The organism is Cellulomonas sp. C5510, from assembly GCF_019797765.1.
In the GTDB taxonomy this organism is placed as follows: Bacteria; Actinomycetota; Actinomycetes; order Actinomycetales; family Cellulomonadaceae; genus Cellulomonas.
This window is the reverse complement of record NZ_CP081862.1, coordinates 2416670-2440955: the sequence shown is the minus strand read 5'-3', so window position 1 is coordinate 2440955 and position 24286 is coordinate 2416670. Positions and strand designations below refer to the sequence as shown.

Annotated in this window: 21 protein-coding genes; 19 read left to right on the top strand and 2 right to left on the bottom strand. The window is 75.7% G+C overall.

From position 1 onward, the window contains the following. The first annotated feature begins 121 nt into the window (after positions 1-121). The 11 genes from murC to dnaE all read left to right on the top strand — a co-directional run bounded on the left by murC (position 122) and on the right by dnaE (position 14181). Positions 122-3127: a UDP-N-acetylmuramate--L-alanine ligase gene (gene murC / locus K5O09_RS19560; protein ID WP_370635434.1), complete on the top strand. Its 3006-nt coding sequence runs from the start codon at positions 122-124 to the stop codon at positions 3125-3127. Between the two features lie 161 nt (positions 3128-3288). Then, positions 3289-4251: a cell division protein FtsQ/DivIB gene (locus K5O09_RS11355; RefSeq protein WP_255595306.1), complete on the top strand. Its 963-nt coding sequence runs from the start codon at positions 3289-3291 to the stop codon at positions 4249-4251. A 141-nt stretch (positions 4252-4392) separates the two neighbouring features. Further along, positions 4393-5637 (top strand): cell division protein FtsZ, encoded by a 1245-nt coding sequence (gene ftsZ, locus K5O09_RS11350; RefSeq protein ID WP_222169656.1) that lies wholly within the window; start codon positions 4393-4395, stop codon positions 5635-5637. Positions 5638-5642: 5 nt separating this feature from the next. After that, entirely contained in the window at positions 5643-6389 is a 747-nt protein-coding gene (pgeF, locus tag K5O09_RS11345) for a peptidoglycan editing factor PgeF (RefSeq protein ID WP_222169655.1), read from the top strand. Between the two features lie 118 nt (positions 6390-6507). Further along, on the top strand, positions 6508-6993 hold the full coding sequence (locus K5O09_RS11340; RefSeq protein ID WP_222169654.1) for a cell division protein SepF: 486 nt from the start codon (positions 6508-6510) through the stop codon (positions 6991-6993). Between the two features lie 22 nt (positions 6994-7015). Then, the gene (locus K5O09_RS11335) at positions 7016-7306 is read left to right on the top strand and encodes a YggT family protein (RefSeq protein ID WP_222169653.1); all 291 of its coding nucleotides are present in this window, start codon (positions 7016-7018) and stop codon (positions 7304-7306) included. Positions 7307-7463: 157 nt separating this feature from the next. Beyond that, positions 7464-8129, top strand: a complete 666-nt coding sequence (locus K5O09_RS11330) for a DivIVA domain-containing protein (protein WP_222169652.1) — start codon at positions 7464-7466, stop codon at positions 8127-8129. Positions 8130-8281: 152 nt separating this feature from the next. Continuing rightward, on the top strand, positions 8282-8740 hold the full coding sequence (locus K5O09_RS11325; RefSeq protein WP_222169651.1) for a TraR/DksA family transcriptional regulator: 459 nt from the start codon (positions 8282-8284) through the stop codon (positions 8738-8740). Between the two features lie 126 nt (positions 8741-8866). Then, positions 8867-9595: a signal peptidase II gene (locus K5O09_RS11320; protein WP_222169650.1), complete on the top strand. Its 729-nt coding sequence runs from the start codon at positions 8867-8869 to the stop codon at positions 9593-9595. Next, positions 9588-10523 carry an RluA family pseudouridine synthase gene (locus tag K5O09_RS11315; protein WP_222169649.1) on the top strand — a complete coding sequence of 312 codons (936 nt, stop codon included), beginning with the start codon at positions 9588-9590 and terminating at the stop codon, positions 10521-10523. The genes K5O09_RS11320 and K5O09_RS11315 overlap by 8 nt, the downstream gene beginning before the upstream one ends. A 76-nt stretch (positions 10524-10599) precedes the next feature. Next, positions 10600-14181 carry a DNA polymerase III subunit alpha gene (dnaE, locus tag K5O09_RS11310; protein WP_222169648.1) on the top strand — a complete coding sequence of 1194 codons (3582 nt, stop codon included), beginning with the start codon at positions 10600-10602 and terminating at the stop codon, positions 14179-14181. 229 nt (positions 14182-14410) lie between these two features. Here the strand turns inward: dnaE and K5O09_RS11305 are convergent, their stop codons facing one another. Beyond that, the gene (locus K5O09_RS11305) at positions 14411-14629 is read right to left on the bottom strand and encodes an RNA-binding S4 domain-containing protein (RefSeq protein WP_222169647.1); all 219 of its coding nucleotides are present in this window, start codon (positions 14627-14629) and stop codon (positions 14411-14413) included. Positions 14630-15010: 381 nt separating this feature from the next. Between K5O09_RS11305 and hisD the strand changes: the two genes are divergently transcribed. Both hisD and K5O09_RS11295 read left to right on the top strand, forming a co-directional pair. Continuing rightward, the gene (gene hisD, locus K5O09_RS11300) at positions 15011-16333 is read left to right on the top strand and encodes a histidinol dehydrogenase (RefSeq protein WP_222169646.1); all 1323 of its coding nucleotides are present in this window, start codon (positions 15011-15013) and stop codon (positions 16331-16333) included. A 50-nt stretch (positions 16334-16383) separates the two neighbouring features. Then, positions 16384-16776: a hypothetical protein gene (locus tag K5O09_RS11295; RefSeq protein ID WP_222169645.1), complete on the top strand. Its 393-nt coding sequence runs from the start codon at positions 16384-16386 to the stop codon at positions 16774-16776. Positions 16777-16970: 194 nt separating this feature from the next. Here the strand turns inward: K5O09_RS11295 and K5O09_RS11290 are convergent, their stop codons facing one another. Beyond that, on the bottom strand, positions 16971-19184 hold the full coding sequence (locus K5O09_RS11290; protein ID WP_222169644.1) for a RecQ family ATP-dependent DNA helicase: 2214 nt from the start codon (positions 19182-19184) through the stop codon (positions 16971-16973). A 153-nt stretch (positions 19185-19337) separates the two neighbouring features. Here K5O09_RS11290 and K5O09_RS11285 point away from each other — a divergent pair, with 153 nt between their 5' ends. The 6 genes from K5O09_RS11285 to K5O09_RS11260 all read left to right on the top strand — a co-directional run bounded on the left by K5O09_RS11285 (position 19338) and on the right by K5O09_RS11260 (position 24209). Further along, a complete protein-coding gene (locus K5O09_RS11285) occupies positions 19338-20468 on the top strand; it encodes a histidinol-phosphate transaminase (protein WP_222169643.1) in 1131 nt (376 codons plus the stop codon). Beyond that, positions 20465-21079, top strand: coding sequence for an imidazoleglycerol-phosphate dehydratase HisB (gene hisB / locus K5O09_RS11280; RefSeq protein WP_222169642.1), 615 nt, complete (start codon positions 20465-20467; stop codon positions 21077-21079). Before K5O09_RS11285 ends, hisB begins: the two co-directional genes overlap by 4 nt. Further along, the gene (locus K5O09_RS11275) at positions 21076-21624 is read left to right on the top strand and encodes a hypothetical protein (protein ID WP_255595300.1); all 549 of its coding nucleotides are present in this window, start codon (positions 21076-21078) and stop codon (positions 21622-21624) included. Before hisB ends, K5O09_RS11275 begins: the two co-directional genes overlap by 4 nt. 285 nt (positions 21625-21909) lie before the next feature. Then, positions 21910-22557, top strand: coding sequence for an imidazole glycerol phosphate synthase subunit HisH (gene hisH, locus K5O09_RS11270; RefSeq protein ID WP_222169641.1), 648 nt, complete (start codon positions 21910-21912; stop codon positions 22555-22557). Between the two features lie 99 nt (positions 22558-22656). Further along, positions 22657-23397, top strand: coding sequence for a bifunctional 1-(5-phosphoribosyl)-5-((5-phosphoribosylamino)methylideneamino)imidazole-4-carboxamide isomerase/phosphoribosylanthranilate isomerase PriA (priA, locus tag K5O09_RS11265; protein WP_222169640.1), 741 nt, complete (start codon positions 22657-22659; stop codon positions 23395-23397). Continuing rightward, a complete protein-coding gene (locus K5O09_RS11260; RefSeq protein WP_222169639.1) occupies positions 23394-24209 on the top strand; it encodes an SseB family protein in 816 nt (271 codons plus the stop codon). The genes priA and K5O09_RS11260 overlap by 4 nt, the downstream gene beginning before the upstream one ends. Positions 24210-24286 lie beyond the last annotated feature (77 nt).

Below are 24286 nucleotides of genomic sequence, written 5' to 3'. Positions count from 1 at the left end.
CCGCAGCACCCCGCCCGGTGCCGCCCCGGCGCGCCGGACAGGCCGCCGGCTCACGCGCGACACCCCCGCCCCTCGCCCCGCTCGCACCACCGGCGCCCGCGCGCCTGAACCGGAGGACCCCGTGACCGCACCCGACGCCGACGCCACGCACGACGAGGAGCCGCGTCCCCGCGCGGTCCTGCTCGCGGGCGGCGGCACGGCCGGGCACGTCAACCCGCTGCTCGCCGTGGCGGAGGAGCTGCGCGCCCGCGACCCGGAGCTGCGCCTCGTCGCGCTCGGCACCGCGGAGGGCCTCGAGTCGCGGCTGGTGCCCGAGCGCGGGCTCGAGATGCACGTGGTCCCCAAGGTGCCGCTGCCCCGCCGGCCCACCCCGGACTGGCTGCGCCTGCCCCGGATGCTGCGCGTGGCGGTCGACGCCGCGGGCGAGGCGATCGACGCCACCGGCGCGGGTGCGGTCGTCGGGTTCGGCGGCTACGTCTCCACCCCGGCCTACCTGGCGGCCCGCTCCCGCGGCGTGCCCGTGGTCGTGCACGAGCAGAACGCCCGGGCCGGGCTCGCGAACCGGCTCGGCGCCCGCGGCGCGCACGCCGTCGCGGTGACCTTCCCCGGCACGCGTCTGCCCCGGGCCCAGGTCACCGGGCTGCCGCTGCGCCCGGAGATCGCCGGCCTGCTGGCCGACCGCGCCCGCGACCCGGAGGGGACACGGCGCCGGGCGGCCGCCGAGCTGGGCTTCGACCCGGCCCGCGTCACGCTGCTGGTGACCGGCGGCTCGCTCGGGGCGGTGTCCGTCAACCGCGCGCTCGCCGCGGAGGCGCGCGCCGTGCTCGCCACCGGGGCCGAGGTGCTGCACCTGACCGGCGCGGGCAAGGCCGAGGAGGTGCGCTCCGCGGTCCGGGGTGTCCCGGGCGCGGAGCGGTACCACGTGCGGGAGTACCTGGGGGAGATGGAGCAGGCGCTCGCCGTCGCGGACCTCGTGCTGTGCCGTGCCGGTGCGGGGACGGTCAGCGAGCTGGCCGCCCTCGGCATCCCCGCGGTGTACGTGCCGCTGCCCGTCGGCAACGGGGAGCAGCGCCTCAACGCGCAGCCCGTGGTCGCCGAGGGCGGCGGGCTGCTCGTCGCCGACGACGCGCTGACCGGCGACTGGATCACCGCGCACCTGCTGCCGCTGCTGGAGCCGGACGCCGCGGACGAGCGCCGTGCGATGGGCGAGGCCGCCGCCCGGGTGGGCGTGCCGGACGCCGCCGCGCGCGTCGCCGACCTCGTGCTGGACGCCCTCGCCGAGGGCGAGCGGGTCGCCGCCCAGCGGGCCGAGGCGGAGCGGGCCGCGGCCGAGCGCACCGCCGCGGACGCCGCGGAGCGCGAGTCGCGAGCCGACGGAGCGGGTCGTGCGGACGCGGGCCCGGCGGGCGACGGCTCCGCGGCGGACGCCGGACCGCTCGTGGACGGCGCGGCTGTCGGCGGGACGGTCGCGCCGGACGGCGGCGACGCCGCGGCGGCGGGTGGCCGGGGGGACGGGGAGCCGAGCGCGCACCCCGCCGCGACCCGCGGTGACGCGGTGGCCGATCTCGGGCGCGTGCACCTGGTCGGCGTCGGCGGGGCGGGGATGTCCGCCGTGGCGGGGCTGCTCGCCGCGCGCGGCCTGACGGTCTCCGGCTCCGACGCGCACGAGGGCCCGGCCCTGCCGGCCCTGCGCGAGGCGGGCGTGGTCGTCCACGTCGGTCACGACGCGGCGCACCTGGCCGGCGTCGACACCGTCGTGGTGTCGAGCGCGATCCGGGAGACGAACCCCGAGCTCGCGGCGGCGCGGGAGCGCGGGCTGCGGGTGCTGCACCGCTCCGAGGCGCTGGCCGCGCTCATGACCGGGCGCATCGGCATCGCCGTGGCCGGCGCGCACGGCAAGACCACGACGTCGACGATGGTCGCGACCGCGCTCGGCGCCGCCGGCCGCGAGGACCCGGTGCTCGACCCGTCGTACGCGATCGGCGGCACCGTCCTCACCGCCCACGGCGCCACGCCCGGGCACCGCACCGGGGCGGGCGAGGTGTTCGTCGCGGAGGCCGACGAGTCCGACGGCTCGTTCCTCGCGTACGCGCCGGCGGTCGCCGTCGTGACCAACGTGGAGCCCGACCACCTCGACCACTACGGGTCGGCGGAGGCGTTCGAGGCCGCGTTCGAGGCGTTCGCCGACCGCGTGCTCGACGGCGGCGCGTTCGTCGCGTGCCTCGACGACGCGGGAGCGGCCCGGCTGGTCGAGGCGGTGCGGGACCGCCTGACGCGGCGCGGCGTCCGCGTCCTCACCTACGGATCGGATGCGGCGGTCGCCGGGGACGGGCCGGGCCCGGACCTCGTGCTGGGCCCGGTGCGGGCGCAGGGCGGCGGCTGGCACGTCACGCTCACGTCGCGCTCCGCCGAGGTCCCCGGTGCCGACCTGGTGCTCGCGGTGCCCGGCGACCACAACGCCGCGAACGCCGCGGCGGCGTACCTGGCGGCGTGGGCCGTCGGTGCCGACCCCGCGGCCGTCGCGGCCGGGCTGGGGGAGTTCCGCGGTACGGGCCGGCGGTTCGAGGACCGCGGGACGGCGGGCGGCGTCCGCGTCGTCGACGACTACGCCCACCACCCCACCGAGGTCGCCGCGCTGCTGCGCACCGCCCGCGGCGTCGTCGGGGACGGGCGGGTGCACGTGCTGTTCCAGCCGCACCTGTACTCGCGGACGCGGACCTTCGCGACCGAGTTCGGCGCGGCGCTCGACCTCGCGGACACCGTCGTCGTGACCGACGTCTACGCCGCGCGCGAGGACCCGGACCCGGAGGTCAGCGGCGACACGATCGTGCAGCGCGTGCCCACGCCGGGGCGTGCGACCTACGTCGCGGACCGCCACGAGGCCGCGCGCGCGGTGGCCGCGGCGGCCGCGCCGGGCGACCTGGTGCTCACGGTCGGCGCCGGCGACGTCACGCTGCTCGCAGCCGAGGTGCTCGCGACGCTGGACGGGGGGGCCGGCGACGCGCAGCCCGGCGACGGTGCCGGGGACGCCGGCGACCTGCTCGCCCCTCCCGGGCCGTCCGAGGTGCCCGACGCGTCCGAGGGTGGCGACGACGCGGACCAGCCCGACGGGACCGGCCGGGCGTGACGCCGCAGCGCCCGCGCCCGCCCCAGCCCGGACGGACGTCCGGGCCGAGACGTCCGCCCGCTCCCCGTCCGGCCCCTGCCTCGCCGGATCCCCGCCCGGCGGCGTCCCGCCCCTCCGGCCCGGGCACCACGGCGCGCCCGGGCACCGCCCCCACGAGCGCCGTGCCCGACAGGAGCGCAGCGCCCGCGGTGGACGCCGCCGCGCGCCCCGGTCGCGCCGCGGGGGTCGGCGGCTCGGGATCCCCGGCGCCGACGGGCCGGGCGTCCGGCGGCGGTCGGCGGACGGCGGGCTCGGCACTCGTCCCGCGGTCCGGCACGGGGGCGTTCCCCGTCCGGCCGCCCGTCGTCAGCCAGGGGTCGGCCGCTCGGTTCGCCGAGCGGGCGCGCGCCCGACGCCGACTGGCGTGGCGCCAGATCCTCCTGGTCGCCGGCGGGGTCCTCTCCGTCGCGGCGGTCGCGTGGCTGCTGCTGCTCTCGCCCGTGCTCGCCCTGGAGAAGGACCAGGTCACCGTGACCGGTGCCGGCACCGTGGTCGCGGTCGACCAGGTGCGGGCCGTCGTGGACGCGGAGGACGGCACGCCGCTGCCGCGCCTCGACACGGCCCGGCTGCGCTCCGAGCTGCTCGACGTGCCCGGGGTGCGGGACGTGACGGTCAGCCGGGACTGGCCGCACGGGCTGACCGTGGCGCTGGTGTCCCGCGAGCCGGTCGCTGCCGTGCCCGAGTCGTCGGAGGTCGCAGAACGGGCGGACCACAGCGCCACGGACGGCGAGGGCGGGGGCTTCGCCCTCGTCGACCAGGAGGGCGTGCAGGTCGGCCGGGCGGATGCGCCGCCGGAGGGCCTCCCCGTGGTCGAGGTGCCCGTCGGCGAGGGCCGCATCCTCACGGCGACGCTCGGGGTGCTCGAGGCGCTGCCCGAGGACCTGCTCGCGGCGATCGGGCAGGTGTCGGCGGGCACGCAGGACACGGTGCAGTTCACGCTGCGCGACGGGGCGACCGTCGAGTGGGGGAGCGCGCAGGACTCGGCGCTCAAGGTGGCGGTGCTGCAGGCGCTGCGCGCCGCGCCCGAGACGGCGGGCTCGACGCGCTACGACGTCTCGGCGCCCACGATGCCGGTCGTCGGGTGATCCGGGGCCGACACGCGCGCACCGGTCGTTGAACCGGTCCGGCGCGCCACATACCGTCACACCCAGACAGAACTGACATAACTATAACCCTCTAGTTGAGGGTGAAGGTTCGTCGACATCGCGAGACGAGAGGCACCCACCGTGGCAGCTCCGCAGAACTACCTGGCGGTCATCAAGGTCGTCGGCATCGGTGGTGGCGGCGTCAACGCCGTGAACCGCATGATCGAGGTCGGCCTCAAGGGTGTCGAGTTCATCGCCATCAACACCGACGCGCAGGCCCTGCTCATGTCCGACGCCGACGTGAAGCTCGACGTCGGCCGCGAGCTGACCCGGGGCCTCGGCGCCGGCGCCGACCCGGAGGTCGGCAAGAAGGCCGCCGAGGACCACGCGGAGGAGATCGAGGACGTCCTGCGCGGCGCCGACATGGTGTTCGTGACCGCGGGCGAGGGCGGCGGCACCGGGACGGGCGGCGCCCCGGTCGTGGCCCGCATCGCCCGCTCGCTCGGCGCGCTGACCATCGGCGTCGTCACGCGCCCGTTCACCTTCGAGGGTCGCCGCCGCACCGTGCAGGCCGACTCCGGCATCGAGGCGCTGCGCGCCGAGGTCGACACCCTCATCGTCATCCCCAACGACCGCCTGCTGTCGATCTCCGACCGGTCGGTCTCCGTGCTCGACGCGTTCCGGTCCGCCGACCAGGTGCTGCTCTCCGGTGTCCAGGGCATCACCGACCTGATCACCACGCCGGGCCTCATCAACCTCGACTTCGCCGACGTGAAGTCGGTCATGCAGGGTGCGGGTTCGGCGCTCATGGGCATCGGCTCCGCACGCGGGGAGGACCGCGCGGTGCAGGCGGCCGAGCTCGCCATCTCCTCGCCGCTGCTGGAGGCCAGCATCGACGGCGCCCACGGCGTGCTGCTGTCGATCCAGGGCGGGTCCGACCTCGGGCTGTTCGAGATCAACGAGGCCGCCCGCCTGGTGCAGGAGGCCGCGCACCCCGAGGCGAACATCATCTTCGGCGCCGTCATCGACGACGCCCTCGGCGACGAGGTGCGCGTGACGGTGATCGCGGCCGGGTTCGACGGCGGTGCGCCTTCCGTCCGGCGCGATTCGCGCGCTCTGGGGCAGGTCAGCTCCGGCGGCGCCCCGGCGCCGGCGGCGATCCCGCCCTCGGCGGCGGTGCCCACCACGACCGCCGCGCACGCCGCCGTCCCGCCGCGGCCCGTCGGCCCCGACGAGGAGCAGCGCCCGGCGGCCGGCGTCCCGGCGTTCCTGAGCACCGAGACCGACGCCGGCGCCACCGGCCAGCTCGAGGTCCCGCGGATCTTCGAGGAGGAGGTCGCGCGGCGCAAGGACGACGACCTCGACGTGCCGGACTTCCTCAAGTAGCCGCCGTGGGTCTCCCGGTCCTGGAGGTCGACCTCGGCCCCGGCGTCCGGGCGGGCTTCACCACCCGCGCCGGCGGCGTCAGCGCGCCACCCTGGGACACCCTCGACCTCGGTCTGGCCGTGGGGGACGACCCGGCGCACGTGCGTGAGAACCGTGCGCGCGTCGCGGCGTGGGCCGGGGCACCGGTCGCGTGGGGCCGTCAGGTGCACGGGTCCGCCGTGCACGTGGTCGGCTCCGCCGCCGACGCCCGGTCCGACGCGGTGGGGGACGCCGACGCGTTCGTCACGACGCTGCCCGGGACGGCGGTCGGTGTGCTGGTCGCGGACTGCGTCCCGGTGCTGCTCGCCGACCCCGTCGCGCGCGTCGTGGGCGCGGCGCACGCCGGGCGGCGGGGGCTCGTGGCCGGCGTGCTGCAGGCGGCGCTCGGGGCCATGGTCGCCCGGGGAGCGGACCTCGCACGGGTGCGAGCGGTGGTCGGTCCCGCGATCTCGGGTGCCCGCTACGAGGTCCCCGCGGCGATGCAGCGGGAGGTGGCGCACGTCGTGCCCGCGACGGCGTGCACGACCGACCGCGGCACGCCCGGGCTCGACCTGCCCGCTGGCGCCGCCGCCGTCCTGCGCGAGGCCGGCGTCGGGGACGTGCGGCTCACGGGATGGTGCACGGACACCGACGAGCGCTTCTACTCGCACCGGCGGGCGCAGCGTGCGGGGCGCACCACCGGGAGGTCCGCCGGGGTGGTCGCGCTCGTCTGAGGCGCCGGGCCGGCGTGGACCGCGGTCGACACGCCGCGTGTCGCAGCCGGGCAGCGCGCCGGCGCGTTGCTAGCGTGACGTCGCAGGACCTTTCAGCAATGCGGATGGAGTGATCGCGATGGCCGGAGCGCTGCGCAAGACCATGCTGTACCTCGGGCTTGCCGACGACCGTGGCGAGCACGACCAGTACGTCGACGAGTACGACGAGCCGGAGGCGACCGTGGGACAGGACTACGAGGCCGAGGTCACCCCGCTGCACCGGACCGCCGCGCCCGTCGAGCGCCCCGTCGCGCCGGCGTCCGCGCCCCGCCACGACGGCGAGGTCCGCCGCATCACGACGATCCACCCGCGCTCCTACAACGACGCGCGCAAGATCGGCGAGGCGTTCCGGGAGAACACCCCGGTCATCATGAACCTGTCGGACATGGACGACGCGGACGCCAAGCGGCTCGTCGACTTCGCCGCGGGCCTGATCTTCGGCCTGCACGGCGCGATCGAGCGGGTCACCAACAAGGTGTTCCTGCTGTCGCCGTCCTCGGTCGAGATCACCGGTGACGGCCGGCCCGCCGAGGGCTCGCGCGCCGGCTTCTTCAACCAGAGCTGACGGATCGGGGAGACTGGGACGCGTGACCTTCGTCCTCGGCCTGCTGCAGCTCGTCGTCCTGGCCTTCATCCTCGTCCTGCTCGTGCGCCTGGTCCTCGACTGGGTGCAGTACTTCGCGCGGGACTGGCGCCCTCGCGGTGCCGCTCTCGTCGTCGCCGAGATCACGTACTCGGTGACCGACCCCCCGCTGCGTGCGCTGCGCCGCGTGATCCCGCCGCTGACGCTCGGCTCGGTGCGCCTCGACCTGGCGTTCCTCGTGCTGATGCTCGGCTGCTCGTTCCTGCTCTCCCTCCTGGGGTGGCTCGCGGCATGACGCCGCTGCTCCCCGGGCCGGCGTGCCCCCGGGTCCGATCGCGTGCCGCGGCACGCGGGCGGGTCGCGTGCACAACTCCCAATGTCCGCTACGGTGGCCCGAGGTGGTCGGCGGACTGCCACCGGCTCGACCCAGTACGACCGAAGAGGTGACGACGATGGCACTGCTGACGGCAGACGACGTCCTGAACAAGAAGTTCCAGGCGACGAAGTTCCGCGAGGGGTACGACCAGGACGAGGTCGACGACTTCCTCGACGAGGTCGTGAACACCCTCCGGGAGACCCAGAGCGAGAACGAGGACCTCAAGGCGAAGCTCGCCGCGGCGGAGCGCCGCATCGCCGAGCTCAGCCGCCAGGGCGCGCAGGCGCCTGCGGCCCCGAAGCCCGAGGAGAAGCCCGCCCCGGCCCCCGTCGCCGCGGCCCCGGCCCCGGCTCCCGCCCCGGTGGCCACCGCGCCGGTCGCGCCGCAGCGGCAGAGCGAGCCCGAGTCCGCCACCGGCATGCTCGCCCTGGCCCAGAAGCTGCACGACGACTACGTCCGCAGCGGTCAGGAGGAGGGCGACCGCATCGTCAACGAGGCGAAGGGCCAGGCCCAGCGCATCGTCCGCGAGGCCGAGGAGACCTCCGCCCGCACGCTCAGCGAGCTCGAGCAGGAGCGCTCGGTGCTCGAGCGCAAGATCGACGAGCTCCGGGTGTTCGAGCGCGACTACCGCACGCGCCTCAAGAGCTACCTCGAGAACCTGCTCGGCGACCTCGACAACCGGGCCAGCGCGCTGCCGCAGCGCGGTGCCCAGGGCGCGACGCCGTCGGCCGACCGCCTCTGACACCGGCGCCGCCGGGCGCCTGCCGACCCGGCCGGCAGCCGGACGCCTCGTCACCCACGACACACCACGCCCGCGCCGTCGGGCGTGGTGTGTTGTGCGTCCAGGGCGGGGCGCATAGTCTCTGCGGACTCATCTGAGGAAAGAGGACCCCCGTGGCCATCAACGACTCGCTCAGCGCGCACGCCCCTCGCACGCTCCCCGACCTGACGGACGCGGCCACCCGGTTCCCCGTCCGGGCCGGTGAGGACGCCTGGACCGAGCAGGAGGTGCAGGAGATCGCCACCGAGCTCGTCGGCGAGGTCGACCGTCTGACCGCGGAGCTCGCGGCCGCCGACGAGGAGCTGTCGAACCTGCTGCGCAACTCCGGTGACGGGGCCGGCGACGACCAGGCCGACTCCGGCTCCAGCGCGCTGGAGCGGGAGCACGAGCTCACGCTGGTCAACAACACCCGCGACATGCTCGAGCAGACCACCCGCGCGCTGGCGCGCATCGACGCCGGCACGTTCGGCCGCTGCGACTCCTGCGGCGAGGCGATCGGCAAGGCCCGCGTGCAGGCGTTCCCGCGGGCGACGCTCTGCGTGGCGTGCAAGCAGCGCGAGGAGCGCCGCTGACCCCGCCCGCGACGCCGACGACGGCCCCCGGGTGACCCCGGGGGCCGTCGTGCGCCCGGGGTCACCTGCACCGCGGCCGCGCGGGGGCGGCCGGCGGGGTGCGGCGCGCCCGTAGACTCTGCGGCGATGTCGCGAACCCCCGGGCCCGAGCCCGTCCCCGCAGCCCCGCAGCCCGGCGATGCCGAGGTCGCCGCCGTCCCCGCGCGCCCGGAGGGTGGCCCGCTGCCCCGGACGGCACCGGACGCAGCCCCGGTGCCGGGCCGCGGCTCCCGCCGCCGGTTCGTCGCCGGGCTGGTCGCCCTGGCGGTGGGCACGCTCGTGCTCGACCAGGCCACGAAGGCGTGGGCGCTCGCGACGCTCGAGGAGGGCGTCCGCCGACCGCTGCTCGGCGACCTGCTCGGGCTGCAGCTGCTGTTCAACCCGGGTGCGGCGCTGGGCATCGCGACGGGGACGACCTGGCTGCTGACCGTCGTCGCGATCACCGTCGTGGTGGTGATCGTCCGGGTCGCGCGGCGGCTGGGGTCGCGTGGCTGGACCGTGGCGCTCGGGCTCCTGCTCGGCGGGGCGCTCGGCAACCTGGTGGACCGGATGATCCGCGACCCCGGCGTGGCGCGCGGGCACGTCGTGGACTTCATCGCGTACGCGGACTGGTTCGTGGGGAACGTGGCCGACATCGCCATCGTCGTGGCGGCGGGCATGCTCATGCTGCTGTCGCTGCTCGGCATCCGGCTGGACGGCTCGCGCGAGGGCCGCGGCGAGGACGAGGCGCGACGCGACGGCGCGCCGGCGACCGGCGGGGCGGCCGGTGCGCCGGCGGACCTGCCGGGGGCCCCGGGGACGCGCGCCGATGGCTGAGGTCCGCACCCTCCCGGTCCCGGACGCGTTGGCGGGCGAGCGGGTCGACGCCGCGCTGTCGCGGATGCTCGGGCTGTCCCGGACCCGCGCGGCCGAGCTCGCCGAGGGCGGGTTCGTGCGGGTCGACGGGCTCGCCGTCGGCAAGTCGGCCCGCCTGCCCGCGGACGGCTGGCTCGAGGTCGAGGTGCCCGCGCCCGAGCCGACCCGGGCCGTGGACTCGGAGCAGGACGTGCCCGCCCTGCGCATCGCGCACGACGACGCCGACCTGGTGGTGGTGGACAAGCCTGTCGGCGTCGCCGCCCACCCGTCGCCGGGCTGGACCGGCCCGACGGTCGTCGGCGTGCTCGCCGCACGCGGCTACCACGTGTCGACCTCGGGCGCGGCGGAGCGCCAGGGAGTCGTGCACCGGCTGGACGTCGGGACGTCGGGCCTCATGGTCGTCGCCAAGAGCGAGCACGCCTACACGGTCCTCAAGCGGGCGTTCAAGGAGCGCACCGTCGAGAAGGTCTACCACGCGCTCGCGCAGGGCCACCCCGAGCCGACCACCGGGACGATCGACGCCCCGATCGGCCGGCACCCCGGGCAGGACTGGAAGTTCGCCGTGACAGCGGACGGCAAGCCGTCGGTCACCCACTACGAGGTGCTGGAGATGCTGCCGGCCGCGTCCCTGGCGGAGGTGCACCTCGAGACGGGGCGCACGCACCAGATCCGCGTGCACTTCGCGGCGCTGCGGCACCCGCTCGTGGGCGACCTGACGTACGGCGCGGACCCCGTGCTCGCGCAGCGGGTCGGGCTCACGCGGCAGTGGCTGCACGCGGTGCGGCTCGGCTTCGCGCACCCCGCGGACGGGCGGTGGCTGGAGGTCTCCAGCGCGTACCCCACGGACCTCGAGCACGCGCTGGAGACGCTGCGCGACGGCTACCGCTGACGCTCTCCCCGCGGGGCGCCGGGTGCGGCGGCGGGGCACGCCGGGTCTGTCGGACGGGCGACCTAGGATGACGGGCATGGCATCAGGTGGCAGCAACGGTTCCGACTTCGTCCACCTGCACGCGCACTCCGAGTACTCGATGCTCGACGGTGCGGCCCGGGTCGGTGAGATGCTCGCGGAGGCCCAGCGCCTCGGTCAGTCGGCGATGGCGATCACCGACCACGGCTACCTGTTCGGCGCGTTCGACTTCTACTCCCAGGCCACGAAGCTCGGCGTCAAGCCGATCATCGGCGTCGAGGCGTACGTCACGCCCGGCACCAGCCGGTTCGACCAGACGCGCGTCCGCTGGGGCGAGGCCCACCAGGCGGCCGACGACGTCTCCGCCCGCGGCGCCTACACGCACCTCACGCTGCTGTCCCAGACCACCGAGGGCATGCACAACCTGTTCCGGATGGGCTCGCTGGCCTCGCTCGAGGGGCAGATGGGCAAGTGGCCGCGCATGGACCGCGAGCTGCTGCAGACGTACAGCACGGGGCTGATCGCGACGTCGGGGTGCCCGTCCGGGGAGATCCAGACGCGGCTGCGGCTGGGGCACGACGCAGAGGCGCTGCGGGCGGCCGGGGAGCTGCAGGACATCTTCGGCAAGGAGAACTTCTTCGTCGAGCTGATGGACCACGGTCTCGAGATCGAGCGCCGGACCATCAAGGGCCTGCTGCGGATCGCGGAGACGCTCGGCGCGCCGGTCGTCGCGACGAACGACCTGCACTACACCCGCAAGGAGGACGCGCACGCGCACGAGGTGCTGCTGGCCGTCCAGTCCGGGTCCACGCTCGACGAGCCGACGTACGACCAGGGCGGGTCCCGCTTCGCCTTCAGCGGCGACGGCTACTACGTGAAGTCGGCGCAGGAGATGCGCCAGACCTGGTCGGAGCTGCCGGAGGCCTGCGACAACACCCTGCTCATCGCGGAGCGGTGCGACGTCGAGTTCCCGACGGGCGCGAACTACATGCCCCGGTTCCCCGTGCCGGACGGCGAGGACGAGAACTCCTGGTTCATCAAGGAGGTCGAGCGCGGCCTGCACCGGCGCTACCCGGGTGGCATCCCGGACGACGTCCGCGCCCAGGCGACGTACGAGACCGACGTCATCGTCCAGCTCGGCTTCTCCGGGTACTTCCTCGTCGTCGCCGACTTCATCGCGTGGGCGCGCGCGCAGGGCATCCGCGTCGGGCCGGGGCGTGGCTCCGCGGCGGGGTCGATGGCCTCGTACGCGATGGGCATCACCGAGCTCGACCCGTTGCGGCACGGGCTGATCTTCGAGCGGTTCCTCAACCCCGAGCGCGTGTCCTGGCCGGACGTCGACGTCGACTTCGACGAGCGCCGGCGCGGCGAGGTCATCCGGTACGTCACCGAGAAGTACGGCGACGACCGGGTCGCGCAGATCGTCACCTACGGCACCATCAAGGCGAAGCAGGCCCTCAAGGACTCCTCGCGCGTGCTGGGCTTCCCGTTCGCGATGGGGGAGAAGCTCACCAAGGCGATGCCGCCCGCCGTCATGGGCAAGGACATCCCGCTGTCCGGCATGTACGACCCCGAGCACCCGCGCTATGCCGAGGCCGAGGAGTTCCGCCAGGTCGTCGCCGCCGACCCCGAGGCGCAGCGCGTCCTGGAGACCGCGCGCGGCCTGGAGAACCTCAAGCGCCAGTGGGGCGTGCACGCCGCCGGCGTCATCATGTCCAGCGAGCCGCTGATCGACATCATCCCGATCATGAAGCGCCCGCAGGACGGCGCCGTCATCACGCAGTTCGACTACCCGACGTCCGAGGGCCTCGGCCTCATCAAGATGGACTTCCTCGGGCTGCGGAACCTCACCATCCTCGACGACGCGCTGCGCAACATCGTCATGAACGACAAGCCGGCCATCGAGCTCGAGGAGATCCCCCTCGACGACAAGGCGACGTACGAGCTGCTGGCGCGCGGCGACACCCTGGGTGTGTTCCAGCTCGACGGCGGCCCGATGCGGGCGCTGCTGCGGCAGATGCGCCCCGACAACTTCGAGGACATCTCCGCCGTCATCGCCCTGTACCGTCCCGGGCCGATGGGCATGAACTCGCACACGAACTACGCGCTGCGCAAGAACGGCCTCCAGCCGATCACGCCCATCCACCCGGAGCTCGAGGAGCCCCTCGCGGAGGTCCTCGACGGCACGTACGGCCTCATCGTGTACCAGGAGCAGGTGCAGAAGGCCGCGCAGGTGCTCGCGGGCTACTCGCTCGGCCAGGCGGACCTGCTGCGCCGCGCGATGGGCAAGAAGAAGAAGGAGATCCTCGACAAGGAGTTCGTGCCCTTCGAGGCGGGCATGAAGGAGCGCGGCTACTCGAAGCCCGCGATCCAGGCGGTCTGGGACACGCTCGTGCCGTTCGCGGGCTACGCGTTCAACAAGGCGCACTCCGCGGGCTACGGCGTGGTGTCGTACTGGACGGCGTACCTCAAGGCGAACTACCCGACCGAGTACATGGCGGGCCTGCTCACCTCGGTGGGCGACGACAAGGACAAGTCCGCGCTGTACCTCGGCGAGTGCCGGCGCATGGGCATCACCGTCCTGCCGCCGGACGTCAACTCGTCGTCCGCGCTCTTCACAGCCGTCGGGGCGGACATCCGGTTCGGCCTCACCGCCGTCCGCAACGTCGGCGCCAACGTGGTCGACGCGATCGTGCGGACGCGGGAGGAGAAGGGCGAGTTCACCTCGTTCACCGACTTCCTCGACAAGGTCCCGGCGGTCGTCTGCAACAAGCGGACCATCGAGTCCCTCATCAAGGCCGGGGCGTTCGACTCGCTCGGCCACGCGCGCCGGGCGCTGCTGCTCGTGCACGAGCAGGCCGTGGAGTCCGTGATCGGCGTCAAGCGCCGCGAGGCCGAGGGGCAGTTCGACCTGTTCGCGGACCTCGGCGCGGGCGACGACCCCGGGTTCTCCGTCCAGGTCCCGGACGTGCCCGACTGGGACAAGAAGCAGCGGCTGCAGTTCGAGCGGGAGATGCTGGGTCTGTACGTGTCCGACCACCCGCTGTCCGGGCTCGAGCACGTGCTGTCCGCCGCCGCCGACGTCTCGATCGCGACCCTCAACGCCGACGAGGCGCGCCCCGACGGGTCCACCGTCGTCGTCGCCGGCCTCGTGACGTCCCTGCAGCGCAAGATGTCCAAGCAGGGCAACCCGTGGGCCGCCGTGACGCTGGAGGACATGGAGGGGTCGGTCGAGATCATGTTCTTCGGCGAGACCTACCTCGCCTACTCGACCGTGCTCGCCGAGGACGCCGTCATCGTCGTGCGGGGGCGCGTCCGCCGCCGGGACGACGCCATGCAGCTGCAGGCGATGGAGGTGTCGCTGCCCGACCTGTCGGCTGTCGCGGACGCGCCCGTCGTGGTGCGGATGTCGGAGGCGCGCTGCACGCCGCCGGTCCTCGAGCGGCTGCTCGAGGTGCTGCGCACCCACCCCGGGATGTCGGAGATCCACTTCCGCGTCGCGCAGGTCCGCGGGGGCACCGCGCTGGTCATGCCGAACGGCGGCTGGCGGGTCGAGCGTTCACCCGCGCTGTACGGCGACCTGAAGGCGCTGCTCGGCCCGGGCTGCCTCGAGTCGGCGACCACCCCGGTCGGCGTCTAGGGCCCGCGCCGGGCCGTCCGGCCCGGCGCGCCCCGGGCGGGCGCGGACGGGCGCGCCGAGAGTTCCGCCGCCGCCCGCCGAGGTCGTCGACCTCGCGTGAGGGCTGCGTCCGCACCGTCCCGCGAGTTCGGCAGGTGCGGTGCGAGTTCGGCACCTCCGACTGCCGAACTCGACCGGGAGTGCCGAACTCGCCGGGAGTGTCGAGCTCGCGGGGTGCCGCCGGGGCGCGTCAGGCGACGGTGGCGCGATGCGGGCCGGCCGGGGTGGCGACCTCGACGACGTCCCCGCGGTGCAGCTGGCGGCCGCGGCGCGACTCCGGCTCACCGTTGACGGTCACCTCGCCGTCGTCGAGCAGCGCCCGGGCGTCCGCCCCCGAGTCGGCCAGGCCGGCGAGCTTGAGGAACTGCCCGAGTCGGATGACGTCGTCAGAGATCGGCACGGTGGTCACCGGACCATCCTGCCAGCGCGCGGCACCGTCACGCTCGGCCCAGACCGGCAGTCCTCGCGCGCTAGTGTCCCGTGTCCCGTGTCCCGTGTCCCGTGTCCCGTGTCCCGTGTCCCGCGTTACCGCCGCCCGTGTCCCGCGTTACCGCCGCCCGTGTCCCGCGTTACCGCCGTCCGCCCGCGATCGCGGCTCGGTGCCGGTCGACCGCGCTCGGCACCGCCCGGCCGACGGGGACCGTGGCGGTTCGGGGAGCAGGGAGGCGCGGGAGCCCGCGCGCCCGTCCCGGCTCCGACGCCGAGGCCCGGACGTCGGGCTGAGCGCGCCCTCGTCCGCGCCGGTGGACGCCCGGGGCGCACGCTCCGGCGCGGCCCTAGAATCGGGAGGGTGATCTCCCGCATCGACCTGCGCGGTCGCGCCCTGTCCCGCCGCGAGCTGCTCGAGACGCTTCCGCGTCCCGAACTCGACGTCGAGTCCGCCACGGCGGCCGTCGAGCCGGTGATCGCCGACGTCCGGGCGCGCGGCGCCGCGGCGTTGCGTGACCTGGCCGAGCGGTTCGACGGCGTCCGGCCCGCCCACCTGCGGGTGCCGGCGGATGTGATCGCCGCCGCCGTGGACGTGCTGGACCCGCAGGTGCGGGCGGCGCTCGACGAGACGATCAGCCGGGTCCGCGCGGTGCACGCCCAGCAACGCCCGGCCGACCACACCGTGCAGGTCGCCCCGGGCGCGCAGGTGCGTCAGCGGTGGATCCCGGTGCGGCGCGTCGGCCTGTACGTGCCGGGCGGTCTCGCGGTCTACCCGTCGTCCGTGATCATGAACGTGGTGGCCGCGCAGGAGGCGGGCGTCGGTTCGCTGGCCGTCGCGTCGCCCCCGCAGCGGGACGAGGACGGGCTGCCGGACCCGGTCGTGCTCGCGACGTGCGCGCTGCTGGGGGTCGACGAGGTCTACGCGGTCGGGGGCGCCCAGGCGATCGCGATGCTGGCGTACGGCGCGGCCGGCTCCGAGCCCGCTGACGGCGGCACGCTCTGCGAGCCCGTCGACGTGATCACCGGCCCGGGCAACGTGTACGTCGCGGCGGCCAAGCGCCTCGTGCGCGGCGTCGTCGGCATCGATGCGGAGGCGGGCCCCACGGAGATCGCGGTCCTGGCGGACGGCACCGCGGACGCCGACCACGTGGCCGCCGACCTGGTCTCGCAGGCGGAGCACGACCCGCTGGCGGCGTCCGTCCTGGTCACGCCGTCCGTCGAGCTCGCGGGCGCCGTCGAGGCGAAGCTCGTGGACCGCGTGCAGGCCACCCGGCACGCCGCGCGCGTGGCCCAGGCGCTGTCCGGCCCGCAGTCGGCGATCGTCCTGGTGGACGACGTCGAGGCCGGCCTCGAGGTCGTCAACGCCTACGGGGCGGAGCACCTCGAGATCCAGACGGTCGACGCCGCGGCCGTCGCGGAGCGTGTGACCAGTGCGGGTGCGATCTTCGTCGGCGCGTACTCCCCGGTGTCGCTGGGCGACTACATGGCCGGCTCCAACCACGTCCTGCCGACCGGTGGCTGCGCCCACTTCTCGTCCGGGCTCGGCGTGCACTCGTTCGTCCGGGCGGTGCAGGTGGTGGAGTACGACGCGGACGCGCTGCGGGAGGTCGCGGACCGGATCGTCGCGCTCGCCGACGCCGAGGGGCTGCCGGCGCACGGCGAGGCCGTCCGCGCCCGGTTCTGAGCCACGTGATCACGCGCGGGACGGTGACCTGGTCGTCTACCGTGGGTGACATGCGTACACGCCGTCGGCCGGTCGTCGCTCTCGCGGTCACGGTGATCCTGGCCGTCGGCTCGCTGGCCGGGTGCGTCGCCGAACGCGAAGACGAGCCGGACGCCGAGGGGACGACACCGGGGCGGACCGCGCCCGTGTCACCGGGGACCGCAGTCCCGCCCACGACCCCCGCCACCTCAGGGGACCCGACGGTGGGGGAACCGACGCCGGGCCAGCCCTGCGAACCGGGATCGCACCCGGACTGCTCGGACGCCACCGGCACGGAGGGTGACTCGTGGCGGATCATCGCCGGGTACGCCGACTGCGTCGAGGGCTTCGGCGAGGACGAGGCGTACGGGTTGTGCACGGACCTCGACGGCGACGACCAGGCGGGGTACGCGGACGCAGGCTGACCGGCGTCGGTGGTTCGGCGCCGGCGCCTCGCGCGCGGCGGCGGCACCGAACCGCGCGGCGGTGCCGAACCACGGAGCGCTGCCGAACCACGAAGGGCTGCCGAACCCGAGGAGCGACACGACCGCCGCCGCCGGGGCCGGTCCACGGCGCCGCGCCGACGGGTGACGCGACCGCGACCGCCGGTGCGCCGGTCTCAGCCCACCCCGAGCACGAACGGAAGCACCGCCGCAGCGCCCGCCTGCCGGAGCAGCCGCGCGGCGACGGTGAGCGTCCACCCGGAGTCGGTGCGGTCGTCGACGAGCAGCACGGTCCGTCCGGGGAGCCCGGCGGCCGCGGCGGGCCCGAGGTCCAGCTCGAGCCGCCGGGCGACCGCGGCGAGGCGGTGCGCGGAGTTGACGTCGTGCCGGCTCGGCGGGGTGTCGGGCCGGGGCGCGACGGCGCCGACGAGCGGGACGCCGAGGTGCCGGGCGACGCCGTTCGCGAGGTGCTCGACGAGGGCGGGCCGCGTCGAGGAACGCACCACCACGACCCCCTCGGGCCGGTGCTCGGGCCGCCACGCGTCGAGGGTGGCGAGCACCGGGTCGCGCAGCGCCGCCGGGAGGCCGGCCTCCGGGTCCGCCTCGCCGCCGAACAGGTCGCGCAGCAGCCCGCCCCACCCGACGGAGTCGAGCCGGGCGACGGCGCGCCCCGGCTCGGCGTTCTCCTCGACCGGGATCCGCCCGCGCAGGTCGAGTCCCAGGGTCGCCATCCCGGTGGGCCACTGCCGGCGCGGGTCGACGGCGACACCCGCCGAGGTGAGCAGCGCCTGGGCGCCGGCGACGTGCTCGGCGTCCGGCGCCACGCCCACCGTGCTGCCCGTGCAGCGGTCGCAGCGTCCGCACCGCCACTCCTCGCCGCCGGGGCCTGCGAGCTCGGGGTCGTCGAGCGCCCGTCGCAGGTGGGCCATCCGGCAGCCGTCGGTGGTGACGTAGTCGACCATGAGCTGCTGCTCGGCCCGACGGGTGGCGGTGACGCGCTCGTACCGCTCCGCGTCGTACGACCAGGGCTCGCCGGTCGCCTCCCAGCCGCCCCGCACGCGCCGGACCGCACCGTCGACGTCGAGCACCTTGAGCATCTGCTCGAGGCGTGACCGGCGCAGCGAGACGTGCGTCTCGAGCGCCGCGGTGGACAGCACGCCGCCCTCGCGCAGGGCTCGCAGCGCGGCCCGCACGTCGTCCTCCGGGGGGAACGCGGTCGACGCGAACCACTCCCAGATCGCGCGGTCCTCCCGGCCCGGCAGCAGCACCGCGGTCGCGCGCCCGCCGACGGCCTCGGCCGCCCGTCCGGCCCGGCCGACCTGCTGGTAGTACGCGATGGGGGAGGACGGGGCCCCGACGTGCACGACGAACCCGAGATCCGGCTTGTCGAAGCCCATGCCGAGGGCGGAGGTGGCGACCAGCGCCTTGACGCGGTTCGCGAGCAGGTCCGCCTCGGCGACCTCCCGCTCGGCGGGATCGGTCTGCCCGGTGTACGCCCGCACGTCGAGGCCGGCGGAGCGCAGGTGCTCGGTGACCTGCTGGGCGGCCGCGATCGTCAGGCAGTAGACGATCCCGGAGCCCTCGAAGGCGGGCAGGTTCTGCGCGAGCCAGGCCAGCTGCCCGGCCGTGTCGGGGAGCCGCACGACGGACAGGTCGAGGCTGGAGCGGTCGAGCGGCCCGCGCAGGACGAGGACGTCGTCGCGGACCGCGGTCCCGAGCTGCTCCGCGACGTCCGCGGTGACGCGGGCGTTCGCCGTGGCCGTCGTCGCCAGCACGGGGATCCCGTCCGGCAGCTCCGCGAGCAGCGTGCGGATGCGACGGTAGTCGGGCCGGAAGTCGTGGCCCCAGTCGGAGATGCAGTGCGCCTCGTCCACGACCACCAGGCCGGCGTCCGCGGCCAGCCGCGGCAGCACCTCGTCCCGGAACTGGGGGTGGGTGAGGCGCTCGGGGGAGACCAGCAGCACGTCGACGTCGCCCGCGGCGATCTGCGCGTGCACGTCGTCCCACTCGGTGACGTTGGCGGAGTTGAGCGTCACTGCTCGCACGCCGGCACGCTGCGCGGACGCGACCTGGTTCCGCATGAGCGCGAGCAGCGGCGAGACGAGCACCGTCGGACCCGCGCCGCGGGCGCGCAGCAGGGCCGTCGCCACGAAGTACACGGCCGACTTGCCCCACCCGGTGCGCTGGACGACGAGCGCGCGGCGGTGGTCGGACACGAGCGCATCGACGGCGCGCCACTGGTCGTCGCGCAGACGCGCGTCGTCACGCCCCACGAGGCGGCGCAGCACGGTCTCCGCCTCCTCGCGCAGGTCGGCGCGCGTCGTGCTGCCGCCGGCGTCGGCGATCTCGTCGGAGGTCGGGTCGGTCGCGCCCGGCGTCTGCTGCGTCATCGCCCCGACACTAGCCAGGACCCCCGACACCGGCCGCCTCGCCCGCCCCGCCCTGTGGACGACCGCCCACCCGCGCTGCCGACGCCGCCCCCCGCCGGCGCCGTCCTGTGGACGACCGCCGGCGGCCGCCCGTGCCGCGGATACGATCACCCGGTGACCGCACCCGATCCCGCCCCGCAGGCCACGCGGCCCGTGCTGCCGGTGCGTCCCGAGCTCGCCGGCGAGGTGCCGTACGGCGCCCCGCAGCTCGACGTGCCGGTGCTGCTCAACGTGAACGAGAACCCCTACGCCCCGTCGCCGGAGGTGGTGGCCGACATCGCCGCCGCGGTCGCGGAAGCCGCCACGGGCCTCAACCGCTACCCGGACCGCGAGTTCCTCGCGCTGCGCGCCGACCTGGCGGACTACCTGGCGGTGGAGTCGGGCGTCCGGCTCGAGCCCGAGCAGGTCTGGGCGGCCAACGGGTCCAACGAGGTGATGCTCCACCTGCTGCAGGCCTTCGGAGGGCCGGGACGCACGGCGGTGTCGTTCGCGCCGACGTACTCGATGTACCCGGAGTACGCCCGGGACACCCACACCCGCTGGGTGGCCGGCCGGCGGACGGAGCAGTTCGACGTCGACCCGGCCGAGGCGCGCACCCTCGTCGCGCGCGAGGCGCCCTCGGTCGTCCTGCTCACCAGCCCGAACAACCCGACCGGGACGGCGCTCGACCTCGCGACGGTGCGCGAGGTGCTCGACGCCGCGGCGGAGGTGCCGGGCGGGTGCGTCGTCGTCGTCGACGAGGCGTACGCGGAGTTCCGGCGGGAGGGCGTCGACTCGGCGCTGACGCTGCTCGCCGAGCACCCCCACCTCGCGGTGAGCCGCACCATGTCCAAGGCGTTCGGCCTGGCCGGCGCCCGCGTGGGCTACCTCGCGGCGTCGCGGGAGCTGGTCGACGCGCTGCGGGTCGTGCGGCTGCCGTACCACCTGTCCGCGGTCACGCAGGCGACGGCCCGCGCGGCGCTGCGGCACGCCCCGGAGCTCATGGCGCAGGTCGGCTCCCTGCGGGCGGAGCGCGACGGTCTCGTGGCCACCCTGCGCGGCCGCGGGCTCCGGGTGGCGGAGTCCGACGCGAACTTCGTGCTGTTCCAGGTGCACGGGGACCGACACGAGATCTGGCAGGGTCTGCTGGACCGGGGCGTGCTGATCCGCGAGGTCGGCCCCGAAGGATGGCTGCGGGTGTCGGTCGGCACCCCGGAGGAGACCGCGGCGTTAACCGCCGCGCTGTGGGAGGTGCTGGGGACGTGACCACGACGACCGGCGGGCGGACGGCCCGGATCGAGCGGACGACGAGCGAGTCGAGCGTCGTGGTCGAGGTGGACCTCGACGGATCGGGGCGCACGGACATCAGCACGACCGTGCCGTTCTACGACCACATGCTCACGGCGCTCGGCAAGCACTCCCTCATCGACCTGACGGTCCGGGCGTCGGGGGACACCGAGATCGACGCGCACCACACCGTCGAGGACGTCGCGATCTGCCTGGGCGAGGCGCTGCGGCAGGCGCTGGGGGACAAGCGCGGCATCGCGCGGTTCGGCGACGCCACGGTGCCGCTCGACGAGGCGCTGGCGCAGGCCGTCGTGGACGTGTCGGGCCGGCCGTACCTGGTGCACTCGGGGGAGCCGGAGGGTCAGGAGTACCACCTGATCGGCGGTCACTTCACCGGGTCGCTGACGCGCCACGTGCTCGAGTCGATCGCCCACCACGCCGCGTTCGGCATGCACGTGCGCGTGCTCGCGGGTCGCGACCCGCACCACATCGTGGAGGCCCAGTTCAAGGCGCTGGCCCGCGCGCTGCGGGCGGCCGTCGCCCTGGACCCGCGCGTCGACGGCGTGCCGAGCACCAAGGGCGCGCTGTGAGCGACGCGCCTCGCGGCGGTTCGCCCGACGACGTCCCCGAGGACCTCCCGGACGACCTCGGCATCGAGGTCCCCGACGACCTGTCCGGCCTGGACGCGGCGGCGGCCGAGCCCGACGAGCCCGTCGTCGCCGTCGTCGTCACGCAGGTCGACGGCGCTCGGCCCCTGGCCGCGGCGTGCTCGCTCGCGGGGGTCGACGTGGACGCGGTGCCGTCCCCCGTCGGCGCGCTGGCCGTGCTCCGCGACACCGCCGACGCCGCGGGCACCGCTGCCGCCGCCGAGGCGATCTCCCGGATGCTCCGCGGCTCGCCGGTCGTGCTCCTGGACCGGCGAGCCGGTCGGATCGCGGCGAGCCGGTGGGTCGGTGGCGCCCGGGAGGACGACCTCCCGCCCGGGCTGGTGCTGTCGGGCGCACCCGCGGTGCTCGAGGACGTGCTCGTCGGCGGTACACCGGTCGCCGATCTCGACGGCGTCGAGACGAGCGTCGGCATGTCGCGCTGGGCCGCGATGAAGGCGCTCTCGGGCGGTCGGCGCCGCAAGGGCTGACCGTCCACCGCCTCGCGTGCACGCGACGCGGTGCGCGCTCGCGGCGCAGCGGGCTGTCGGACCCGGCCAGGCCGCCGCCCTCGCCGGGCGCGCCGTGCCGCACCGCGCGGGGCTGCGCGGCGCCCGCACCGCGGCGGGTCTTGCCGCGCCGGGTCTCACCGCGCCGGGTCTCACCGCGGCGGGTCTCACCGCACCGCACCGGGTCGTCCCGCACCGCTCGGCCCGGCCCGGTCCGCGCACCGGACGCCGGGAGGCCGGCCGCGCGGCGCCGGGTAGCCTGGACCGGTGCCCAGCCAGCCTCGCGTCGTCGTCCTGGACTACGGATTCGGGAACGTCCGCTCGGCCGTGCGCGCCCTGGAGCGGGTCGGCGCCGAGGTCGAGCTGACGTCCGACGCGCACCACGCCGCGGAGGCTGACGGCCTCGTCGTCCCGGGTGTCGGCGCCTTCGCCGCGGTCATGGCGGGCCTGCGGGACGTGCGCGGGGACCAGATCGTCGACCGCCGGCTCGCGGGCGGCCGTCCCGTCCTGGGCATCTGCGTCGGCATGCAGGTGATGTTCGACCGCGGCGAGGAGCACGGCGTCCGCACGGACGGCCTCGGCGAGTGGCCCGGCGTCGTCGACCGGCTCGAGGCCGACGTCGTGCCGCACATGGGCTGGTCGACGGTCGACGCCCCCGACGGCACGCGGCTGTTCGCGGGCGTCGAGCGCGAGCGCTTCTACTTCGTGCACTCGTACGCCGCCCGCAGCTTCCCGCTGCTCGGCACCGCCGACCCCGAGCGCATGTCCCCGCCGCTGGTGACGTGGTCCGAGCACGGCGGGCGGTTCGTCGCCGCCGTGGAGAACGGGCCGCTGGCGGCGACGCAGTTCCACCCCGAGAAGTCGGGCGACGCCGGGGCGCAGCTGCTCGAGAACTGGGTCGGCTCGCTGACCTGACCCGACCGACCCGACCGACCCGTCCCACCCCGCACGAACCCCGCCCCCGGTTCCCCGGCACCGCCGGCCGTCGCCGGGGCACCCCGACCGAGGAGTCCCATGTCCGACCGTCTGCAGCTCCTGCCCGCCGTCGACGTCGCCGACGGCCAGGCCGTCCGCCTGGTCCAGGGCGAGGCGGGATCGGAGACGTCCTACGGCGACCCGCTCGCTGCCGCGCTCGACTGGCACGCCGGCGGTGCGGAGTGGGTCCACCTCGTGGACCTCGACGCGGCGTTCGGCCGCGGCTCCAACGCCGAGCTGCTCGCCGACGTGACGCAGGTGCTGTCCGGCAAGGGCGTCAAGGTCGAGCTGTCCGGGGGCATCCGCGACGACGCGTCGCTCGAGCGGGCGCTCGGGACGGGTGCGACCCGGGTGAACCTGGGGACCGCCGCGCTGGAGGACCCGGACTGGACGGCCGGCGCGATCGCCCGGCACGGTGCCGCGATCGCCGTCGGGCTCGACGTGCGGGGCACGACGCTCGCCGCGCGCGGCTGGACCCGCGACGGCGGCGACCTGTGGGAGGTGCTCGCGCGCCTCGACGCCGCCGGGTGCGCTCGCTACGTCGTGACGGACGTCACCAAGGACGGCACGCTCCGCGGCCCGAACGTGGAGCTGCTGCGGGAGGTCTGCTCGCGCACCGACGCGCCGGTGGTGGCGTCCGGCGGCGTCTCGTCGCTCGACGACCTGCGCGTTCTCCGGACGCTGGTGGCGGACGGCGTCGAGGGCGCGATCGTCGGCAAGGCCCTGTACGCGGGCGCGTTCACGCTGCCCGAGGCCCTGGACGTCGCCGGGCGGCCGTGACCGGGCGGGAGCTGCCACCGACCTCGCCGTTCGCCGGCGACGACGGCAGCGCGGACCCGGCGGTCGCCGCGGCGCTCGCGGACCTCGCGTCGGGCGGCACGGTGGCGGCTGTGGTCGCGGCGCTGGCCGGGACGCGCGTGCTGGTCCCCGTGCTCGCGGAGCTCGACTCGGCGGGGACCGTGGAGGTCGACGGCCACGCCCACACGGTGGAGAAGGAGGCGTCGGCCGGGATCGTGGCGCTGCGGGCGCCGGACGGCAGGACGGCGTTGCCGGTGTTCTCGTCGGTGGTGGCGATGACGGCGTGGCGTCCGGACGCGCGGCCCGTCCCCACGGAGGTCGCCCGCGCGGCCCTGTCCGCGGTGCAGGAGGGCTGGGCGCTGCTCGTCGTCGACCCCGGCGGCCCCGTGACGGCGCTGCTGCCGCGCCCGGCCGTGTGGGCGCTCGCGCAGCAGCAGCCGTGGCGCCCAGCGGTGACCGGGACCGGAACCGGCGCGGCGGTCGACCCCGAGGTGGCGGCGGCCGTGCGCGGGGCGGTGCTCGCCGCGGTGGGGCCGTCGTCCGGCGGCGAGCAGGGGCCCGGAACCCGCAGCCGGTGGTTCCGCCGCGCGGCACCGGCGGAGCACCCCGGCGTGCCGGTGCGCGACGTCGCGGCGCTGCCGGGCGGCCGTGCCGAGGTCGCCGTGGAGCTGACGCTCGTGCCGGGACTGGACCGCGTCGCCGTCGACGCGGTGGTGCGCCGCGTGGGGGAGGCCCTGGGCGCCGACGAGACCGTCACGCAGCGCGTGGACTCCGTCGAGGTGCGGCTGCGCTGACCTCGGTGCCTCGGTGCCTCGGTGCCTCGGTGCCTCGGTGCCTCGGTGTCTCGGTGCCGCTGTGCGGCGGCGGTGGG

Excerpts from the sequence above, each read along its gene's own strand:
- K5O09_RS11320 (WP_222169650.1), top strand. The coding sequence starts at position 8,867 with ATGTCGCGAACCCCCGGGCCCGAGCCCGTCCCCGCAGCCCCGCAGCCC.
- K5O09_RS11295 (WP_222169645.1), top strand. The coding sequence starts at position 16,384 with ATGCGTACACGCCGTCGGCCGGTCGTCGCTCTCGCGGTCACGGTGATC.
- dnaE (WP_222169648.1), top strand. The coding sequence starts at position 10,600 with ATGGCATCAGGTGGCAGCAACGGTTCCGACTTCGTCCACCTGCACGCG.
- K5O09_RS11340 (WP_222169654.1), top strand. The coding sequence starts at position 6,508 with ATGGCCGGAGCGCTGCGCAAGACCATGCTGTACCTCGGGCTTGCCGAC.
- priA (WP_222169640.1), top strand. The coding sequence starts at position 22,657 with ATGTCCGACCGTCTGCAGCTCCTGCCCGCCGTCGACGTCGCCGACGGC.
- K5O09_RS11330 (WP_222169652.1), top strand. The coding sequence starts at position 7,464 with ATGGCACTGCTGACGGCAGACGACGTCCTGAACAAGAAGTTCCAGGCG.
- K5O09_RS11290 (WP_222169644.1), bottom strand. The coding sequence starts at position 19,184 with ATGACGCAGCAGACGCCGGGCGCGACCGACCCGACCTCCGACGAGATC.
- K5O09_RS11315 (WP_222169649.1), top strand. The coding sequence starts at position 9,588 with ATGGCTGAGGTCCGCACCCTCCCGGTCCCGGACGCGTTGGCGGGCGAG.